The organism is Corynebacterium sputi DSM 45148 (genome assembly GCF_000427865.1).
GTDB classification, from domain to species: Bacteria; Actinomycetota; Actinomycetes; order Mycobacteriales; family Mycobacteriaceae; genus Corynebacterium; species Corynebacterium sputi.
Genome location: NZ_ATYV01000011.1, coordinates 57,762 through 73,538 on the forward strand (window position 1 = coordinate 57,762; position 15,777 = coordinate 73,538).

Sequence of the window (15,777 nt, forward strand, 5' to 3'; positions counted from 1 at the left end):
ACCTGTGGTGCTGTGCTGACACTGTCCCACCCGAAACGCCGTTGTGCAGTGTGTCCTGGTGCTCTACAGCGGCATATTGCCGTGTCGGCGCTGCGGCCAGGTGGAGTGCTTGCCATCGAGAAGTCGCAGGTGGCGAGCAACGCGACCGCGGGTCTCAGAAGGCAGGATGACCTCGTCAATCAGGCCGCGCTCAGCCGCGATGTACGGGTTGAGCATGTGGTCCTCGTACTCCTTCTCGCGGGCCGCGACGATGTCGAGGTAGTCCTGCTCGGACATTTCGGACTCGCGAGCCGCACGGAGCTCATGACGGTAGATGAATCCGACCGCTCCCGGAGCGCCCATCACGGCGATCTGAGCAGTCGGCCATGCCAGGTTTACGTCAGCGCCCAGGCCCTTGGAGCCCATAACGCAGTACGCGCCGCCGTAGGCCTTACGCAGGGTGACAGTCACCTTCGGGACGGTCGCCTCGGCGTAGGCGTAGAGGAGCTTTGCGCCACGACGCAGGATGCCGGAGTGCTCCTGGTCGGTACCCGGAAGGAAGCCGGGGACGTCGACAAGCATCACGATCGGGATGTTGAACGCATCGCAGGTACGCACGAAACGTGCGGCCTTCTCTGCCGAGTCGATGTCGAGGCAGCCGGCGAACTGCAGCGGCTGGTTCGCGACGAAGCCGACGGACCGGCCGTCCATGTGACCGAAGGAGCAGACGACGTTCTCGGCACGGTCGGCCTGGATCTCGAAGTGGTCGCCGTCGTCGGTGAGTGCACAGATGACGTCGCGGACGTCGTACGGCATCGTCGCGGAGTCCGGGATGATGCTGTCCAGCGCCAGGTCGTCGGCGTTGGGCTCGGCCCATTCCGGATCGACAGAAGCGCCTGCGTCCTCGGTCGGCGGGGCGATGGAGGTGTTGTTGTTCGGCAGGAACTCGAGCAAGTCGCGGACCCAGTCGAGGGCGTCTTCCTCGTCATCAGCGGTGTAGTGGGTGTTGCCCGCGAAGGTCATGTGCGGGTTGGCGCCACCGAGCTCCTCCTGAGAGACGCGCTCACCGGTGACCGTGAGGATCACGTCCGGGCCGGTGACGAACATCTTGGAGGAGTCCTTAACCATGACGGTGAAGTCAGTCAGGGCAGGAGAGTAGGCATTGCCGCCAGCGCAGGCGCCGAAGATCACGGAGATCTGCGGCACGACACCGGAAGCTCGCACGTTCGAGCGGAAGGTCTGAGCGATGTAGTCCAGGGAGACTGCGCCGTCCTGGATGCGCGCGCCGGCACCCTCGTACAGGCCGATGATCGGGCGGCGGGTGGCAATTGCCATCTCCTGCAGCTTGACCATCTTTTCGCCGTAGACCTCGCCGAGGGCGCCACCGAAGACGGTGCCGTCCTGGGAGAAGACACAGACCTCGCGGCCGTCGATGGTTCCCCAGCCGGTGACGATGCCGTCGGTGAGCGGGCGACGAGCGCCCATGCCGAAGGCCTCGGTGCGGTGGCGGGCCAGTGCGTCGAGTTCGACGAAAGAGCCCTCGTCTAGCAGGTGGTCGATGCGGTCACGGGCGGTCAGTCGGCCCTTGTCGCGGACCTTGTCGTGAGCTTTGGTGCCCACCGGTGCGAAGGACTCCTCGCGGCGACGCAGAAGTTCTGCGTTCTTCTGCGCTGTGGTTTGCGGGGCAGGGACGGCGGTGCGTCCGCCGCGCGGGGCTCCGGCCGGCGAGGCTGCGGCCGAGGGGGTTCCCGGTCGGTTGTCGGTCGGGCGGTCATCGGTGGCGGTGCCGCCGGCGCGAAGCAAACGTGAGGGTTCAGTCATGTTTTACGAACTTAGTCTCGATGCTCTTGTCGTGCAAAGCTCTTTGTATGTGAAACCGGTCACGCACAGGTCACGATGTAGTGAATGTCTAGAATCAATAACTATGACCACATTCCACCGTGCCCCCTTGGACGCCGACAGGATCCGCGAGGCAATGCCGGAACGGACGATCACCGTGCCGTATTCAACTGGCTCAACCAATGCGGATCTGCTGCAGCTGGCGGCAGAGGGCGCACCTGGTGGAAGCATCGTGGTCACCTCCATCCAGAACTCCGGCCGTGGCAGGATGCACCGGCCGTGGACGGCGCCGGAACACACGAACATAGCCTTCTCGGCGCTAATCCGGGCAGATTCGGTTCCGCTGACCAGGATTGGTTTGTTGCCGCTGGTCTGCGGCCTGGCGGTGGTCGATGCGGTGCACGAGGTCGCAGGTATTCAGGCTCAGCTCAAATGGCCTAACGACGTCCTAGTCGACGGCGGCAAACTCTGCGGCATCCTCGTAGAAGCGGCATCTTTGCAGCCTCCCGTCCTTGTCGCGGGAGTGGGCCTGAACGTGGATCTGACCGAGGATGAACTTCCGGTTCCGCACGCCACGTCCTTGCGTCTGCAGGGTGCCAGCATGGATAAGGAAGATCTGGTCATCGCACTGGCTCACGCGCTGGACCGTCGCACCGTCCAGTGGCGCACCGATGTCAGGGCACTGATGGAAGAGTTCCGTCAGAACTGCGTGACCGTGGGCCTCAACGTCCGTGTGGAACTACCCAACGGACAGGAAATCCTGGGCACCGCGACCTCGATCCTGACCGATGGGGAGCTCGAGGTTGTCGACCAGTCGGGGGTTCGACACACCGTCACCGCCGGCGATGTTCGCCACGTCCGCCCTCGATCCGGCGGCTACGGAGGCTGACATGGCATTCCCGTACGACAACATGGACCCGGACGAAGAAGTCCTGCTCGACCTCAACCCAGTCTTCGGCAGGCTGTTCATGCCGACGATGGAACTGATCCTCATCACCGGTGTCGCCTGGATTCTCATCGGCTTCATCGATGGGCCGTACATCGGCAGCGGCGACCTCATGGGCGTGCGCACGATGCTTCTTGTTGGCTGGGTCGCAATGATCGCGTGGCGCGTGGGCCTGCCGGTTCTGCGGTGGTTGCGCGAGCGCACCGTCGTCACCGACCGGCGCCTGCTGATGCGGGATGGCTCTCGCGTCAGTTCTGTGGAACTGCGCGCAATCCGGTCAGTGGACCGGAAGGGTTCCGAGGTGCGGGTTCGCGCCGCAGGCGCTCCACCAATCGTGCTTTACGACGTCCCCTCCGCGCGCAAAATCTCCCGCATTATCGACCGGAGATCTCGGAACTGGGCGACTAACGCTTTCGGTACAGACTCTTGACCTGATACTCCGGATCGGAGGTCACCAAGATGCCGAGGTTGCGGAATATTCCCTCGTCCACTGAACCGAGAATAGTGGTGGTGTGAGCATCGCAGCCACGGAGATTGTGCAGTTCATCTAGTGCTCGCTGCGCATTGTCGTCGGTATCTGCGGATGTCGATAGGGCGATGAGCACCTCGTCTGTGTGCAGTCGCGGGTTCTTGCTGCCCAGGTGATCGGTCTTCAGGCGTTGGATCGGGCGGATCGCACCCGGGGCCAGGAGATTGACCTCTGAGTCGATGCCGGCCAAGTGCTTAAGCGCGTTGAGAACCATCGCGGCGGAGCAGCCGAGGAGCGTGGAGGTTTTGCCGGTGACGATGGTTCCGTCGGCGAGCTGAATGGCAGACGCGGGAGCTCCGGTGGTTTCAGCGACGGCCCGAGCAGGTTCTACGACCGGCCGCGAAGTCAGTGACAGTCCGAGCTTGCCCATCGTGATGGCAATTCGCTCAGAGACCAGTGGCGGTTTGTCTTCGCGGCGCTCGTCGACCAGTGCCTTGAATAGGCGGCGGACCACTTCTTGTTCGGCGGCCCGGCGGCACACCTCGTCGTCGGAGATTGCGAAGCCGGCCATGTTCACGCCCATGTCAGTGGGCGATTCATACGGTGACTGGCCGGAGATCCGCTCCAGCAGATGCTTGAGCAGCGGGAACACCTCGACGTCGCGGTTGTAGTTCACTGCCTGCTCGCCGTAGGCGGACAGGTGGAAAGGGTCGATCATGTTGACATCGTCAAGGTCAGCGGTGGCAGCCTCGTAGGCCATATTTACTGGGTGATCGAGCGCGAGATTCCACACCGGGAACGTCTCGAACTTCGCATATCCGGCGTCCCTGCCCTGGATGTGCTCGTGGTAGACCTGCGACAGGCACGTCGCGAGCTTGCCGGAGCCGGGGCCGGGGGCGGTCACCACGACGACGTCGCGGGTCGTCTCGGCGTACTCGTTTTTGCCGAAGCCGTCCTCACCAACGATCCGCTCGGCATCCGCCGGGTAGCCGGGAATCACGTAGTGCCGAGACACGGTCAGCCCAAGCCGCTGCAACCGGTCGCGGAAGGTCTCGGCGAGGCTGTCGCCTTCCTCGAACTGCGTCATCACCACGTGCTGGACCAGGAATCCCCGGTCGCGGAAGGCATCGACGAGCCGAAGCAGGTCATCTTCGTAGCTGATACCCAGGTCAGCTCGGACCTTATTGCGGCGCAGGTCCTGGGCGTTGATGGCGATGAGAATCTCCATCTCGTCGCTGATGCGCTCCAGCATCGCGATCTTGGTGTCCGGAGCGAATCCGGGCAGGACGCGGGAGGCATGCATATCGTCGAAAAGCTTCCCGCCCATTTCCAGGTAGAGCTTCCCTCCGATGGACTCCCGCCGCTCGCGGATGTGCTTGGACTGGAGAGAAATGTACAGGTCCCGGTCGAATCCCGTTGCGTGTTGCGGCATGACATCTGAGCCTAGTGCGTGGGGATTCCGTCCGAGGGAATGCCCGGCCTTTATGATGGTCGGGTGACCACCAGCGACGTGAACACCAGTGACCGACAGTCCACCGAGGTCCCGGGCGCCCACGCCCCGGGCGTGCCCGTCATCGCGGTGATCGGTGACGGCCAGTTGGCGAGGATGATGCAGACCTCCGCCATCGAACTTGGCCAGTCCATCCGACTGCTCGCCGGCTCCCGTGATTCTTCGGCAGCGCAGGTGTGCGCCGATGTAGTGATCGGGGATTACAAGAATCTTGACGATCTCAAGCATGCAGTCGCCGGAGCCGACGCGGTGACCTTCGACCACGAGCATGTTCCCACTGAGCATCTGCACGCTCTGAAGGACGCCGGGGTGTCCGTCCAGCCGGGACCAGATGCGCTGGTGTACGCGCAAGACAAACTCGATATGCGCAAGAAACTCCGCGAAATGGGCGCGCCGGTTCCGCCGTTTGCGGCCATCGAATCCGTCGAGGAGGCGCTGGAGTTCGCCGACATCATGAACGGCGCCATCTGCCTGAAGGCGCGGCGCGGCGGCTACGACGGCAATGGTGTCTGGTTCCCGAAGCGCGATGAGATCGAAGAGCTCGTCGGGAAGCTGCTGTCCGATGGCGTGCCGCTGATGGCCGAGAAGAAGGTCGACCTGGCTCGTGAGCTCTCTGCGATGTGCGCCCGCCGCCCGTCCGGTGAAGTCGCCGCCTGGCCCGTCCTAGAGTCCGTCCAGCGTGACGGCATCTGCTGGGAAGCAGTGTGCCCGGCACCGGATCTTTCGGACGCGCTTAACGACGCCGCTTCCGCACTCTCCACCCGCATCGCCACCGAACTGGGCGTGACCGGTGTGCTGGCCGTGGAACTCTTCGAGACCCGTGACGCGTCCGGCCAGCCGGAGATCTTCGTCAACGAACTGGCCATGCGCCCGCACAACACCGGACACTGGACTCAGGATGGCTGCGTGACCAGCCAGTTCGAGCAGCACCTGCGTGCCGTGCTCGACCAGCCGCTCGGCTCGACCGAACCGACTGCTCCTGTCACCGTCATGGCCAACACCCTCGGTGCCGCCGAGGACCCGGAACTGCCGGTCGGCGAGCGCTTCGCCAAGGTCTGGGAGCGTTTCCCGCACGTGAAGATCCACTGGTACGGCAAGGGGCACCGCGCCGGACGCAAGCTCGGTCACGTGAATGTGAGTGGTGTGGATGTGGAACGTACACGTCGGGAAGCAGAGCTTGCTGCAGGTTTCATTGTGAATGCCCTCTGGGCTGACGGCTGGACCAACTGACCCGCACCTGGTGCGGAAAGGAATGAACATGGAGAACGTCAACGGCCCGCTGGTAGGCCTCATCATGGGCTCAGATTCGGATTGGCCGACGATGCAGCCGGCCGCCGAGGCCCTCGCAGAGTTTGGGATCCCCTTCGAGGTGGGTGTCATCTCCGCGCACCGCACCCCTGAGCGCATGCTCGATTACGCCAAGGGTGCCGCCGATCGTGGTCTGAAGGTCATCATCGCCGGTGCCGGTGGAGCCGCACACCTGCCGGGCATGGTCGCCTCTGCCACCCCGCTGCCGGTCATTGGTGTGCCGCGTCCGCTCGATCAGCTCGACGGCGTGGACTCGCTGCTGTCCATCGTGCAGATGCCCGGTGGTGTGCCCGTCGCGACCGTCGGTGTTGGCCAGGCGAAAAACGCCGGCCTGCTTGCCGTGCGAATTCTCTCCGCAGGGTTCCCAGAACTGATCGTGGCAATGGAGAAATACCAGGAGAACATGCGCGACGCAGTCCTGGAGAAGGACAAGAACCTGCGCGAATCCTTGATGGGTTAAACACCGCAGTTTTCACCCGGGTGAATGTCGGCGCGGCACCTTGATCGGTGCTCTGGGCCGCCGGATACTTGCGAGATGAACCAGCGCAGAACCGGACTGATAGTGGCCATTGTTGCGGTGGTGGCCGTCATGATCATTGCGGTGACTGCTGTGGCTGTAGTCCTGCTGCTGAGGTCGGCGAACTCGCCGTCGGCGGCTGAAGAATCCGAAGCGCTGGTTGTTCTCGCTGAAGAGACGACCGAAGCCGCGCAGCACGAGGTCACGGTTGCTGCAGAGCCACCGACCAACACTGCCCCGATCGGCGACTGGCTTTCTCCATCAGAGCAGGCTCGAGCAGCCGCTAGTTCCGGCGCAAGTGACTGCGGACCTCGTAGGGGCTTCGGGCAGGACCATGCATGGCTCCCCGACGGCACCGACATCTGCGGCCAACCCATCGAATGCGACGGCCGAGGAATTCTCATCCTGGAATCGGTGATGGTCGGCGAGGGGATCGACATATCCTCCACCATTGGTAATTCAGTGGATAAGTGGAGTCGAACTGTCTCGGGGGAGACGGTGCATTTCACTAACCCAGGCCGTTGCCCGTCGCTGCGGGCGTCATTGGGTAATGAGGATATTTACCCCGTGTTCGTCGACTATGGATTCGACACTTCCCGCCTATGCCAGGGGCTATCGACCTACGGAGGAAATGCCCGCACCGTCAGCGATCGGGTGGAGTATCTCAGCCCTTGTTAGCCCGGCTCGCGGGCTGACCCATGCAGGCTGATTGGCAGTTGAGAACGGCTCCTGCCCTGTGCGGTTGCTTGGCGCACCGGCACCCATCCGCACTGCACCCTCATATCGTTTTTGGCTGCGATGACCATTACCTCTTCTCATAATCGCGCAGATTCTAAATCTGCTGGTCAGGGCGTTTCGGGTAACTCGGGTCCAAATTCAAATGGAGTATCTGTGATCTTCGGCGAAAACGAAAAGAGGGTGCAGTGCTGGGATGGGGATTAAAGGCACAGGTTCAGTGAGGCGGTCAGGTGACGGCGCGCCACTTCTTGTAGACCCACCAGTCAGCCATGACGAAGGCCAGCAAGATTATGCTTGCGCCGACGGATGGCTCACCAGTGGCGATTCGCCAGATGGCGAAGACTGCCACGATGACAGTCCAGAACACCAAGAATCCACCGATCGCCTCGATCCGCATCCGACGGACCTTCGGGTCGACGTGGTCGGTCACGACTTCACACCACCTGCGGTCAGACCGGAGACGATCCACTTCTGGAAGATCAGGACCATGATGACCAGGGGAATCGTCACTAGAGTGCCGGCAGCCATGGTTGCCGCATAGGGGTACTCAAAGGCGCTTGGCCCGGTGAAGCGGGCGATGGCGACAGTGACCGGCTCAGTGCGAGTGTTGGAGAGCTGGTTGGAAAGCATGAACTCATTCCATGTTGCGACGAATGCCAGGATCGCTGAGGTGAAGAGAGCCGGCGTGGCCAGCGGCAGGATGACCTTGCGGAAAGCCTGGCCACGGGTAGCACCGTCGACTCGGGCGGCCTCCTCCAGCTCCCACGGAAGATCCCTGAAGAACGAGGTAAGCGTGTAGACCGTCAGCGGCAGCACGAAGCTGATGTTCGGGATGATCAGCGCTTGGTAGGTGCCGATCCAGCCGATGTCGCTGAAAAGCTGGAATAGCGGAGTCACCAGGGCGATGCCAGGGAACATGGAGGCCGCCAGGATGATGCCGGTGACGAACCCCTTGCCCGGGAAGTCCAGACGAGCCAAGGCGTAGGCAGTGAAGACACCGACAGCCAGTGCCGTCAGGGTCGTAGCCGCGCCGATGATCAGTGAGTTACCGATAGCGGCGAGGAAGTTATTGCCACGGTCAGTAGCCAGGGCATCTTGGAAGTTCTGCAACGTCACGTGGGTGAACCACGGAGTGGTGTCGAACGTGTTGGAACTGGCTCGGAAGGCCGTGACAGTCATCCAATAGAACGGTGCCAGCCCCCACACCAAGATGAGGATCACCGCGAGGTAATTTCCCGCCCACTGGCGGATGCGCTTTCCGGTGGTCATCGCACGGCCCCCTTATCGAGAGTTAGTAGGTCGTCTGTGGGGTCGGGTGGTGTGGGGAGGGGGTCGACGGGAAGCGAATCCTTTTTCTTTTTCTTTTTGATCCGCGTAGTGCCCGACACGTCAGCGCCGAGGAACTTAATCATGATGTACGCGACCGCAAAGATGAGCAGAAATATCAGCGTGGACAGGGCCGACGCGGAATTGAAGTTGCCCTGACGCATGTCCTCCACGACCAGCTGCGAGATCGTCGCGGTGGGGGAGTTGGAGGACGAGGAGATCATGATGACCGGGAGGTCATACATGCGCAGCGCGTCCAGGGTGCGGAAGAGGACCGCGACCATCAGAGCGGGCTTGACCAGTGGCAACGTGATTCGGATGAATCGCTGCCAGGCATTCGCGCCGTCTACGCGAGCGGCCTCCTGGACATCCTTCGGGATCATCTGCAGACCCGCCAGAATAAGCAGCGCCATGAACGGCGCTGTCTTCCACACATCCGCGATGATGACCGCGAATCGAGCGGCCCACGGGTCCGTGGTCCAGTGAATCGGAGAATCCCGGAACGGGGAGAGCAGCGAGTTTGCAATGCCATAATCGGCGAAGATGAACTGCCATAGCTTCGCGGTAACAGCGGTGGGGATAGCCCACGGAATCAGCACGGCGGCACGGAGCATGCCACGGCCGAAGAATGTCTTCGCCATGACCAAAGCCATCGCAAGGCCAAGGACCGTCTCGAGGGAGACGGTGACCACCGTGAAGAACAGGGTCACACCGACCGCGGGCCAGAAGTCCGTCGCCAGAGTTCCTGGGGCGCAGGCGCCGATCGTGCCGTCACCGAGCATGCATCGCTGGTTGATCCAGTACATGTAGTGCTGAAGTCCAGCGAAACCACCCTCGACGAACATGCCCGAGTCCGGGTCGATGTGCCGATCGGCCTGGAAGGACAGGAAGATCGCTCGGAAGATCGGGTAGCCGATGACAACCGCGAGCACCGCCAATGCTGGGCCGACCAACAGCAGCGGCCGGAACCTGGACTTCATGACATTCTCCTCATGGAAGTAAAGACCCCGCCGCCGGAAGATCCGGAGCGGGGACTGACACGATCGCTAGTTAGCGACCGGCCTGCTCGAGAGCGGACTGCATGTCGGTGATCGCGTCGTCAACGGACTTGGTGCCGTTGATTGCTGCGTAGGCGTTGTCCTGGATGGCCTTGGACATCGCGGCGTAGTACGGGGAAACCGGGCGCGGCTGTGCGTTCTCCAGGGACTCCTTCAGAGCCGGGAGGAACGGGTAGTCCTCGATCAGCGACTCATCGTCGTAGATGGAGGACAGCACCGGCGGGAAGGACTGCTCGGCCATGAGCTTCTGCGACTCCTCGCCGATGACGTACTCGACGAAGTCACGCGCGGTGGCCTTGTTCTCGGAGTAGGCGTTGATGCCGTTGTTGTATCCACCCAGGGTGGAGACACCGATTCCGTCCGGGCCGACCAGCGGAGAGACGTCGAAGTTGCCCTCGACATCGGTGCCGTTGGATGCCTCGTACATGTACGGCCAGTTGATGGCCATCGCGGACTGCTCGTTGGAGAAGGCCTGCATGGTCTCCTCCTCGGTGGCGCCGGTGGAAGCGGAGGTGATGACACCGTTCTCGTAAGCATCGACCAGAGCCTGCAGACCCTCGCGGGACTCGTCGGAGTCGACCACGACCTCGTTCTCCGAGTTCACGACCTCACCGCCCCAGGCGTAGATGAAGTCCAGGGTGTTAATGGTCAGGCCTTCGTACTGGCTGAGCTGGACGGTCAGGCAGCCTTCGCCCTCGGGGATCTCGTCACAGGCTGCTACGAGCTCATCCCAGTTGGAGGGCATCTCCGGAATCATCGAGTTGTTGACGTACAGGAGCTGACCGTTGGTGTTCTGCGGCACCGCGTACAGCGTGTCGTTGTACGTAGCGGAGTCCACGGACGGCTCCAGCAGGCCGCTGACATCCACGTCTAGGTCGCCCTGGATGGGGGCGAGGTAACCGGCAGCGGCAAACTCTGCAGTCCACGGAAGGTCCAGCGCCATGACGTCAAAGTCGCCGGAGCCGGCCTGCAGCGACTGGATGAGGGACTCACGCTGAGCGTCTGCTTCACCGGCGAGCTCGTGGACGGTGACCTGCTCGTCCGGGTGCTCGGCGTTCCAGCGTTCAGCAATGTCCTGCATGATCGCGATGTCGTTGTTGCCCATCGCGAAAGTGATGGGACCGCGGGAGTCGGTGCCCTCGGAGGCAGCGGGGTTGGCTGAGTTATCACCGTCGTTCGAGCAGGCGGCGAGGACTAGACCGGTGGCGGCGAGGCTGGCGACGAGCGCCTTACGCTTGGAGACCATCGTGAACTTCCTTTCGGTTTGCCCCCGGTTGCGGGGTACTTCATACATACTAAGTGTTTGCTGTGTGGATGAAAGGGGGGACCTGAGATTTAGTTGATTCGGGTGCCAGAAGCCACATCGAAGAGGTGGACGATTCGCTCACCTGCGACCAGCGACACCGGGTCTCCGACAGCGGGGACATCCGCGCTACCTACTCGAGCGATGACGGGATCAGCATCAGCGGGGGCGCCGTTGACTCGGGCGTAGACGTACGAGTCCGCTCCGAGCTCCTCCACCAGCACCACGGTGCCGTCCAGTCCGCCGGAGCCGAGAGTTGTGTCCTCGGGGCGAATGCCGGCGACGACTGGTCCGTGGACCGTCGAACCGGTGTCCAGCGTCTGCGCCCCGAACGCAATTTTGCCGTTCTCCGCGGTGACCTTCAGCAAGTTCATGGAGGGAGAACCGATGAAACCGGCAACGAAGATGTTCGCCGGACGCTGGTAGAGCTCCTTCGGCGGAGCCACCTGCTGCAGGACACCCGAATCGAGGACCGCGACCCTATCTCCCATCGTCATCGCTTCGACCTGGTCGTGCGTGACGTACACCGTGGTCACGCCCAGTTCGCGCTGCAGCGCGGCGACCTGAGTACGGGTCTGCACGCGCAGTTTCGCATCCAGGTTCGACAGCGGCTCATCCATGAGGAAGACACGCGGTTCGCGCACGATTGCCCGCCCCATTGCCACACGCTGTCGCTGACCACCGGAGAGATCCTTCGGCTTGCGGTCGAGGTATTCATCGAGCCCAAGCATCTTTGCGGCCGTATCCACCCGCTCGGCGATTTCTGCCTTGGGTTTCTTCGCCAGGCTCAGGCCGAATGCCATGTTCTCCCGCACCGTCATGTGTGGGTAGAGCGCGTAGTTCTGGAACACCATCGCCACGTCGCGGTCTTTGGGGTCGATGCCGGTCACATCCTGGCCGTCGATAAGCACATGACCGTCAGTGACGGGCTCCAATCCTGCGAGGATCCGCAAGGTCGTGGACTTGCCACAGCCGGAGGGCCCGACCAACACCAGGAACTCACCGTCCGCGATGTCCAGGTTCAGGTCCTTGACGGTCGGCGCGTCCGCGCCGGGATACGTGAGCTGCACATGCTCAAAAGTGACGGTCGCCATAGTTGTTCAAACTAGCAAAGGCTGTTCGCTACAACCCTCATACCCTGGTATGACGACCACCTGAATCCACCCCGATACCCTGGAATCATGACCCTTCCGGATTTTTGGCGCCCGGCGCTCACCGGTGGTGCCGCTGTCCGGTCTGTGCTTGGCAGCGCCGCCTTAGCCTTTTTAGTGCTGCTCATGGCACGCAACTTGGACTTGGCCTATGACATCGCGTTGGGCAGCCAGTACGAAGGACTGTTTATGCAGCTCTGGCTGACTGTGTGGTGTGTGATCGCCGGGCTTGCCTTGGCTCTTACCGGAGTGTTTCCCCGTCCGATGACGGTGATCCTCCCCGCGTTGTTGTTGGTCAATCTCATCACATTCATGACTGGTTACACCGCGATCGTGGTGACCTGCTGGACGATGCTCCACTTGGGTCGATACGCCCCGCCGAAGTGGCGTCGTCCGGCGTGGCTCGCCGCAGTGACGGGGGTGGCGATCGCTGTGTTCTTCCGTTCCGAGGAGCTGCTGCGCACGGATCTCATCCTCTCCGCGAATGTTCTTGTGGTGTCGCTGTTGATGCTGGGGTTCTTTTGGATGGTGGGCGCCTCCCGCAGGCGTCGGGATCAGGAGATGGAGTCGTTGCACGCAAAGGCTGAGTTGGCGGCGATCTCCGAGCGGACCCGGATCGCCCGCGAAATGCATGACATCATCGCGCATTCGCTCACCGCCGTCATCGCCCAGGCCGATGGTGGTCGTTATATCGCGGCGAAAGATCCGGCTAAGGCCACCGAGGCGCTCGAAACGATCGCCGCGACCTCCAGGTCGTCACTCGCGCAGCTGCGCGAGCTCTTGTCGGTGCTGCGGGATAACGATTCGCTTCCCGACGCCTCCACCCACCCCGACACCACTCCCATCCCAGGACTGGACGCGGTCCCACAGTTGGTTCGAGACTCAGAAAGCGCCGGATTGACGGTCACGTTTACCGAGGAGGGAGATCGGAGGGACTTGGACGCGATCTCCCAATTAACGGTGTACCGGATCGTCCAAGAATCCCTGACCAACGCGCTGAAACACGCAGGCAGAGTCGATGTTTTTGTGTCTCTGACCTGGACGAAGCGTGCTCTGAAAATCACAGTGCACAATGCCCCGGGAGTGTCGGGCAATGTTGAGGGTGCCGGACGTGGAATCGTCGGGATGCGGGAGAGGGTGTCCCTGCACGGAGGATCTCTCGACGTGGACGACACCGACGGATTCACCGTCACCGCCTGGATTCCGGTCAAGTAGGAGAGAAGCCACAATGAACACCCCGATCCGCGTCGGAATCGCAGACGACCAGCAGCTGGTCCGGGCCGGCTTCGCCATGGTCATTGGTTCCCAGGACGATATGGAGATCGTCTGGCAAGCCGATGACGGTGCCGCCGCTGTGCAGTTGGCGGAGTCAGACCCGGTGGACGTGATCCTCATGGATATTCGGATGCCAGTGCTCGATGGGATACAGGCGACTACGCAGATCGTGGAAGGGCGGGCTGATGGTATCCGGGTGCTGGTGCTGACCACCTTCGATGCCGATGAGTACGTCACCCGAGCGATCGCTGCCGGTGCCTCAGGGTTCCTGCTCAAGGACGTCGCACCCGAAGAGCTGCTGGCGGCCATCCGAGACGTCGCGGCGGGAGACTCTGCGCTCTCTGCCAGATCCGCGGCACGGCTACTCGCTGCAGTTCGGCCAATGCTCGGCAAGCGCGAGGCGGACCTTGTTGAGGTTGCCGACGACTTGGTAGAACAGCTGACCCAACGCGAAGAAGAGGTCCTGAGGTTCATCACGCTCGGTCTGAGCAACCCGGAGATCGCCGAGGAGCTCTTCATTTCCATGCCTACCGTGAAAAGCCACGTCAGTAGTCTGCTGTCGAAAACCGGAGTCCGCGACCGCGTGCATTTGGTGTTGTTCGCCTTCAGCACCGGCAGGGTCTCCTTGCAGCAGCTTCGCGACGCGCGCTAAACATCCCACCTGCTGCCTCTCATACCGCGGTATGAGATCAGTACCGACCGGGGTATGACTCCGCGCACGAAGAAGAGTCACAGAGACCATCCCGTAGGCCGATGTTTCCGAAGGCCGCGGGCACGACGATGGAATCATGTTCATCGTCACTGATCTCACCAAGAACTACGGCAAGAAGTCGGTCATCGACAATGTGTCCTTCACCGTCCCGGACGGCGCGGTCACCGGCTTCCTCGGACCCAACGGCTCCGGCAAATCCACCACCATGCGCTGCATGCTCGGCCTCGACCGGCCGACCTCCGGCACTGCACTGGTCAACGGCAGGCCGTTCACGTCCTACCGCACCCCCGCGCGTCAGGTCGGCGCCATGCTCGACGCCACCTGGATGAACCCGAAACTCTCTGCCCGGACCCATCTGCGCAGCATTGCGCGAGGCTCAGCAGTCTCCACGGCGCGTGCGGATGAGTGCTTGGAGATTGTGGGGCTTGGAGACGTCGGGAAGCAAAGGCTCGGAGGCTTTTCCCTCGGCATGAAGCAGCGGTTGGGCCTTGCCACTGCACTGCTCGGCGATCCGAGCCACTTGGTGCTCGACGAGCCGGTCAATGGCCTCGACCCCGATGGCATCCGATGGATCCGAGAAATGATCCGCCGACTGGCAGACGAGGGACGCGCTGTCCTGGTGTCCTCACACCTGCTCGCCGAGATGGAAATGATGGCTGATCGACTGGTCATCATCGGCAAGGGCCGACTAGTCGGGGAGTGGGACAAAGCCGACCTGATGGAGGGGCACCCGAACCTCGAAGAGGCGTACTGGGCGGTTGCGAGCACGCACACCGAATACAACGCCGTCGCCTGATCCGACACCCCATACCGACCACCACCACAGCATGACACCGCAGAAGGAACAGACCATGGCTACCGCATCAGTCCCCGCCGCCTCCACCGACATATCCCCCAACGCGACCATCGACACACAGACCACTACCGGATTTCGGGTACCGAACCTGGGACATGCCCTCGCTGGAGAATTCACTCGGCTGGCGGGCCTGCGCTCGACGTACATCTACGCAATCCTGCTGACCGGGGCGATTTTCGGTCCGATTGTCTTGCAGACCTATCTCAGCGGAGTGGAGAGCGGCACGCTCTTTGTAGGGATCGACTTCTTCCTATTTGTCGCGATCATTTTCGCGGCTGCTGACTCCGCCGGAGCCATCTCAGGCAGGAACATCGCCTATGGGTACCTCACCCGACAGGGTCGGTGGACCGGCTACGCCGCCAGGTTCCTGGCACAGCTCGCGTTCTCGCTGGCAATGCTCGCGGTCGGCACCGCGGTCGCTTGGATTATTTTCGCCACCGGGGGAGTGGAGATCGTCGACGCCGCACAGACCGTCGGAGTTGTCATCGCACTGGCTGTGGCCTGGACCGCGATCGGTTCCGGCATCGGCATGCTGATCCCCGTTACGGCGGCTGCCGTGGCGGCGCCGCTGGTGTGGATCGCGCTCATCGAGGGAATTCTCCCAATGCTCCCGTTCGGTGACTTCATGAACAACATCGAGCGGTTCCTGCCGTGGACCTCCGGCCGTCAGTTGCTCGGATTCATGGACCTGGGTGTCAGCAACGCACAGGCTTGGATCGTGCTGGGCACTTGGACTGCGGTCATCGCGGCGGTGGGAATCGTCACCGCCACCCGCAGGGACGTGCGGTAA

The 15,777-nt window shown here is 62.4% G+C and carries 16 protein-coding genes; 9 read left to right on the plus strand and 7 right to left on the minus strand.

Annotation, left to right across the window (positions count from 1 at the left end; genetic code table 11):
• Positions 1-63 precede the first annotated feature (63 nt).
• A complete protein-coding gene (locus tag YWU_RS15685; RefSeq protein WP_084141924.1) occupies positions 64-1,800 on the minus strand; it encodes an acyl-CoA carboxylase subunit beta in 1,737 nt (578 codons plus the stop codon).
• Positions 1,801-1,903: 103 nt separating this feature from the next.
• Here YWU_RS15685 and YWU_RS0107165 point away from each other — a divergent pair, with 103 nt between their 5' ends.
• Together YWU_RS0107165 and YWU_RS15690 are read left to right on the plus strand one after the other, a co-directional pair.
• Positions 1,904-2,707, plus strand: coding sequence for a biotin--[acetyl-CoA-carboxylase] ligase (locus YWU_RS0107165; RefSeq protein ID WP_027019940.1), 804 nt, complete (start codon positions 1,904-1,906; stop codon positions 2,705-2,707).
• 1 nt (position 2,708) lies between these two features.
• The gene (locus YWU_RS15690; protein ID WP_051260146.1) at positions 2,709-3,194 is read left to right on the plus strand and encodes a YdbT family protein; all 486 of its coding nucleotides are present in this window, start codon (positions 2,709-2,711) and stop codon (positions 3,192-3,194) included.
• Here YWU_RS15690 and YWU_RS0107175 read toward each other — a convergent pair.
• Positions 3,169-4,665, minus strand: a complete 1,497-nt coding sequence (locus YWU_RS0107175) for a DUF1846 domain-containing protein (protein WP_027019941.1) — start codon at positions 4,663-4,665, stop codon at positions 3,169-3,171. The genes YWU_RS15690 and YWU_RS0107175 overlap by 26 nt on opposite strands.
• A gap of 39 nt (positions 4,666-4,704) precedes the next feature.
• Here YWU_RS0107175 and YWU_RS0107180 point away from each other — a divergent pair, with 39 nt between their 5' ends.
• The 3 genes from YWU_RS0107180 (at position 4,705) to YWU_RS0107190 (ending at position 7,246) form a co-directional block, all read left to right on the plus strand.
• Complete coding sequence (locus YWU_RS0107180) at positions 4,705-5,973, plus strand: 5-(carboxyamino)imidazole ribonucleotide synthase (RefSeq protein WP_084141926.1); 1,269 nt, start codon at positions 4,705-4,707, stop codon at positions 5,971-5,973.
• Between the two features lie 28 nt (positions 5,974-6,001).
• Positions 6,002-6,511 (plus strand): 5-(carboxyamino)imidazole ribonucleotide mutase, encoded by a 510-nt coding sequence (gene purE, locus YWU_RS0107185; protein WP_027019943.1) that lies wholly within the window; start codon positions 6,002-6,004, stop codon positions 6,509-6,511.
• Between the two features lie 75 nt (positions 6,512-6,586).
• Positions 6,587-7,246: a hypothetical protein gene (locus tag YWU_RS0107190; protein WP_027019944.1), complete on the plus strand. Its 660-nt coding sequence runs from the start codon at positions 6,587-6,589 to the stop codon at positions 7,244-7,246.
• Positions 7,247-7,532: 286 nt separating this feature from the next.
• Here YWU_RS0107190 and YWU_RS0107195 read toward each other — a convergent pair whose 3' ends face one another.
• The 5 genes from YWU_RS0107195 to YWU_RS0107215 all read right to left on the minus strand — a co-directional run bounded on the left by YWU_RS0107195 (position 7,533) and on the right by YWU_RS0107215 (position 12,087).
• Entirely contained in the window at positions 7,533-7,736 is a 204-nt protein-coding gene (locus YWU_RS0107195; protein WP_027019945.1) for a hypothetical protein, read from the minus strand.
• Complete coding sequence (locus YWU_RS0107200; RefSeq protein ID WP_027019946.1) at positions 7,733-8,575, minus strand: carbohydrate ABC transporter permease; 843 nt, start codon at positions 8,573-8,575, stop codon at positions 7,733-7,735. The genes YWU_RS0107195 and YWU_RS0107200 overlap by 4 nt, the downstream gene beginning before the upstream one ends.
• Positions 8,572-9,612, minus strand: a complete 1,041-nt coding sequence (locus YWU_RS15695) for a carbohydrate ABC transporter permease (RefSeq protein ID WP_084141928.1) — start codon at positions 9,610-9,612, stop codon at positions 8,572-8,574. The genes YWU_RS0107200 and YWU_RS15695 overlap by 4 nt, the downstream gene beginning before the upstream one ends.
• Positions 9,613-9,682: 70 nt before the next feature.
• Positions 9,683-10,936: an ABC transporter substrate-binding protein gene (locus YWU_RS0107210; RefSeq protein ID WP_027019947.1), complete on the minus strand. Its 1,254-nt coding sequence runs from the start codon at positions 10,934-10,936 to the stop codon at positions 9,683-9,685.
• Between the two features lie 89 nt (positions 10,937-11,025).
• On the minus strand, positions 11,026-12,087 hold the full coding sequence (locus YWU_RS0107215; protein ID WP_027019948.1) for an ABC transporter ATP-binding protein: 1,062 nt from the start codon (positions 12,085-12,087) through the stop codon (positions 11,026-11,028).
• Between the two features lie 87 nt (positions 12,088-12,174).
• Between YWU_RS0107215 and YWU_RS17530 the strand changes: the two genes are divergently transcribed.
• From YWU_RS17530 to YWU_RS17535, 4 genes are all read left to right on the plus strand, one after another.
• Positions 12,175-13,359 carry a sensor histidine kinase gene (locus YWU_RS17530; RefSeq protein ID WP_051260147.1) on the plus strand — a complete coding sequence of 395 codons (1,185 nt, stop codon included), beginning with the start codon at positions 12,175-12,177 and terminating at the stop codon, positions 13,357-13,359.
• 13 nt (positions 13,360-13,372) lie between these two features.
• Positions 13,373-14,071, plus strand: coding sequence for a response regulator transcription factor (locus YWU_RS0107225; RefSeq protein WP_027019949.1), 699 nt, complete (start codon positions 13,373-13,375; stop codon positions 14,069-14,071).
• A gap of 136 nt (positions 14,072-14,207) precedes the next feature.
• Complete coding sequence (locus tag YWU_RS15705; RefSeq protein WP_034647397.1) at positions 14,208-14,927, plus strand: ATP-binding cassette domain-containing protein; 720 nt, start codon at positions 14,208-14,210, stop codon at positions 14,925-14,927.
• 55 nt (positions 14,928-14,982) lie between these two features.
• Positions 14,983-15,777 (plus strand): hypothetical protein, encoded by a 795-nt coding sequence (locus tag YWU_RS17535; protein ID WP_027019950.1) that lies wholly within the window; start codon positions 14,983-14,985, stop codon positions 15,775-15,777.

Coding starts and splice junctions, on each gene's coding strand:
- YWU_RS17535 (WP_027019950.1), top strand. CDS start 14,983: ATGGCTACCGCATCAGTCCCCGCCGCCTCCACCGACATATCCCCCAAC.
- YWU_RS17530 (WP_051260147.1), top strand. CDS start 12,175: ATGACCCTTCCGGATTTTTGGCGCCCGGCGCTCACCGGTGGTGCCGCT.
- YWU_RS0107180 (WP_084141926.1), top strand. CDS start 4,705: ATGCCCGGCCTTTATGATGGTCGGGTGACCACCAGCGACGTGAACACC.
- YWU_RS15695 (WP_084141928.1), bottom strand. CDS start 9,612: ATGAAGTCCAGGTTCCGGCCGCTGCTGTTGGTCGGCCCAGCATTGGCG.
- YWU_RS15685 (WP_084141924.1), bottom strand. CDS start 1,800: ATGACTGAACCCTCACGTTTGCTTCGCGCCGGCGGCACCGCCACCGAT.
- YWU_RS0107225 (WP_027019949.1), top strand. CDS start 13,373: ATGAACACCCCGATCCGCGTCGGAATCGCAGACGACCAGCAGCTGGTC.
- YWU_RS15690 (WP_051260146.1), top strand. CDS start 2,709: ATGGCATTCCCGTACGACAACATGGACCCGGACGAAGAAGTCCTGCTC.
- YWU_RS0107200 (WP_027019946.1), bottom strand. CDS start 8,575: ATGACCACCGGAAAGCGCATCCGCCAGTGGGCGGGAAATTACCTCGCG.
- YWU_RS0107175 (WP_027019941.1), bottom strand. CDS start 4,665: ATGCCGCAACACGCAACGGGATTCGACCGGGACCTGTACATTTCTCTC.
- purE (WP_027019943.1), top strand. CDS start 6,002: ATGGAGAACGTCAACGGCCCGCTGGTAGGCCTCATCATGGGCTCAGAT.
- YWU_RS0107190 (WP_027019944.1), top strand. CDS start 6,587: ATGAACCAGCGCAGAACCGGACTGATAGTGGCCATTGTTGCGGTGGTG.
- YWU_RS0107215 (WP_027019948.1), bottom strand. CDS start 12,087: ATGGCGACCGTCACTTTTGAGCATGTGCAGCTCACGTATCCCGGCGCG.
- YWU_RS0107210 (WP_027019947.1), bottom strand. CDS start 10,936: ATGGTCTCCAAGCGTAAGGCGCTCGTCGCCAGCCTCGCCGCCACCGGT.
- YWU_RS15705 (WP_034647397.1), top strand. CDS start 14,208: ATGTTCATCGTCACTGATCTCACCAAGAACTACGGCAAGAAGTCGGTC.
- YWU_RS0107165 (WP_027019940.1), top strand. CDS start 1,904: ATGACCACATTCCACCGTGCCCCCTTGGACGCCGACAGGATCCGCGAG.